The sequence below is a fragment of the Candidatus Frankia nodulisporulans genome (assembly GCF_902806475.1).
In the GTDB taxonomy this organism is placed as follows: domain Bacteria; phylum Actinomycetota; class Actinomycetes; order Frankiales; family Frankiaceae; genus Frankia; species Frankia umida.
Map to the genome: position 1 here is coordinate 1 of NZ_CADCWS010000391.1, position 2,673 is coordinate 2,673.

1 protein-coding gene and 1 pseudogene are annotated in these 2,673 nt (G+C 75.5%); one reads left to right on the forward strand and one right to left on the reverse strand.

Annotation, left to right across the window (positions count from 1 at the left end):
• Positions 1-1,201 (forward strand): glycerol-3-phosphate dehydrogenase/oxidase (locus G6R24_RS20090; protein WP_338084481.1); only part of this gene is annotated, 1,201 nt, incomplete at its 5' end.
• On the opposite strand, the pseudogene G6R24_RS20095 reads toward G6R24_RS20090, so the two are convergent.
• Positions 1,118-2,673: pseudogene (locus G6R24_RS20095) on the reverse strand (ATP-binding protein); the annotation flags it as partial. The gene G6R24_RS20090 and the pseudogene G6R24_RS20095 sit on opposite strands and share 84 nt — an antisense overlap.

A 2,673-nucleotide genomic window follows, 5' to 3' on the forward strand; every position in this document is an offset into this window, starting at 1 on the left:
ACGCCCCGGGAGATGCTGCCCGGTCCGCGCCGGCTCACGACGGTGGAGACGCTGGGATTCGCCCCGGCGCTGCGGCGCACGGGGCTGCGCGGCGGGCTGGTGTACTGGGACCGGTCAGCTCGTCGACGACGCCCGACTGGTCGTCGCCCTGGCCCGCACCGCGGCCGGTTTCGGCGCCCGCGTCCTGACCAGGCTGCGCGTCCAGCAGATCGAACCCGGCCGCGGGTCGGGTTCGGGCGGCGGCGCGGCGGGGTTCCTGGTGACGGCGTCGGACGAGCTTGGCGGCGGTCCGGTCACGTTGCGGGCCCGCGCGGTCGTCAACGCGACCGGGGTGTGGGCGCCGACGCTCGCCCCGGGTATCCGGCTGCGGCCCAGCCGTGGCACACATCTGGTGGTGCGCGCGGGGGTGCTCGCCGGCGGGCGAGCGGCGCTGTCCGTGCCGATTCCGGGTGAGTTCGGGCGGTTCGCCCTGGTGCTGCCGCAGGATGACGGGCGGGTCTACATCGGGCTCACCGACGTCCCGGTCGAGTCGATCACCGACGTGCCCGAACCCGACGAGGAGGAGATCACCGAGCTGCTCGGGGTCGTCTCCCGGGTGTTCGCCGCCCCGCTGGACCGGGCCGACCTGCTCGGCGCGTTCGCCGGTCTGCGCCCCCTGCTGGACGGGCCGCCGGCTGGCCATCCCCGCGACGCCGGGCGCGGGTCCCGCGTGTCCCGTGGTGCCCGCACGGCGGATCTGTCACGGCGCCATCTGGTGCACACCGACGCGGGCGGCCTGGTCACCGTCGTCGGCGGGAAGCTCACCACCTATCGGCGGATGGCCGCCGACGCGGTGGACGCGGCGATCACCGCGTCCGGGCTGACCGCCGGGCCGTGTCGGACCACGCGGCTCGGGCTCGTCGGCTCGGCACCGCGCGAACGGCTTGCCGGGATCGCCGCGCCGGCCCGGCTCGTCGAGCGCTACGGCACCGAGGCGCCCCGGGTGCTGGCGCTGGCCGCCGACGCGCCCGAACTGCTCGAACCGGTGGGTGCGGCGACCGCCGTCACCGGCGCGGAGTGGCTGTTCGCGATCCGCCACGAAGGGGCGCTCACCGCGGCCGACCTGGTCGACCGCCGCTCACGCATCGGTCTGGTCCCGGCGGAACGTCGCGCGGCGCTCGCCGCCGCCACCCGGTTGTTCGACCATGCCACGTCCCGCTGACTCCAGCAGACCACGTCCCACCGGGGCGGACTCGTCGCCGGCCGGCACCGCACCGCGCAGGCCCGCCATCGTGGACGGAACAACCGGCGCGTCGGCGTCCACCCCCAGCGGGAGGAGGTCGGGGTCGTCGTCCGGGGTGTCGAAGGGGCGCGGCTGCGGGCCCGTCCCGTCGGCGGACCAGCGCAGTTCGACGCAGACGACCCCCTCGGCCATGGACGCCGTCGAACGCACCAGGCCGGCGCCGGCGGGACCGAACTCGCCGAACCGGCCGAAGTCACCCAGGGTCGGGCCGCGGCCGTTCCCCGAGGTGGACGCCGTCGCCGCCCGCACCGGGTAGGACAGGTAGATCTCGGCCCGGTCCGCGTCGAGATAGGCGGTGAGCAGCACCGTCTCCCGTCCGATGGAGGACAGCACCGCCGAGACGCGGGCCAGCAGTTCCGCGCCGACCGCCGGGGGGATCGCGGTGAACCGGCCGTCGTTCTGCACGGTGACGGCGACCCCCCGCGCCTCAGCCGCCTCGATCGGACCAGCGAGGTCGGCCAGGACCTCCGGGCCGGCGCCGGTCAGCTCCCGGCGCAGCGCCCGGGCCTGCGCGGTGCACCGCGCGCGGGTGTCGGGGGAGTTCGGATCCAGCCGGTCGGCGGCGATGTCGCGCAGCAGGGGCAGGAAACGGGCGTCGAGCTGGGCGAGGCGGGCCTCCCGGTCCTGGCGCAGCGCGATGTCGAGGATCCGCTGGTCGGTGACGCCGGCGGCCAGCCGTTCGGAGCGCGCCCGTTCCTGCGCGCTGGCCCGCAGCACCGGTCCGAACATCGTGACCAGCACCTGCATCATGATCAGGGCGTAGACGGCCCCGGCGAGGCGGGCCAGCACCAGGTGATCGTGACGACCGCCCAACGCCAGCACGAGCATGGTCATCGCCAGCGCCGCGAGCCCCGCGGCGGCGTACCGCTCCCGGCGACGGCGCGACAGGACGGCGAACGCCAGCCACAGCGGGTTGACCATGGTCGTGGCCCAGCACACGATCACCTCATCGGGCCGTTCCACGGTGTTGAACGCCCCGCCCACCGCGGAGGCGATGGCGAGCAGCACCGCGCCACGGGCCTCGGCCGGCCGCAACGGCCGACGTTTGCTGATCCACGCCGTCGCCCCGATCACGAGGAACGTCGCCAGCCAGATGACCATCGACAACGGCACGGACCGGGCCTGATCCCGGTGGATGATCACCGGGATCAGCGAGGCCAGCCAGCCCACCACCACCGCGACCGCGAAGCCGCGCCGGGCCGTCGTGCTCAGCTCCTCCTCGATCCGGTCCACGGCCGCCGCCGCCGACTCGCCCGCGGGCGCCGCGCCCGCACCCTCCGAAGACGGCGCACCCCCCGAAGACGGCCCGTCGACCTGGAGCGGCCCACCGTCGAGAAGCGGTGCGCCGTCGAGAAGCGGTGCGCCGTCGAGAAGCGGTGCGCCGTCGAGAA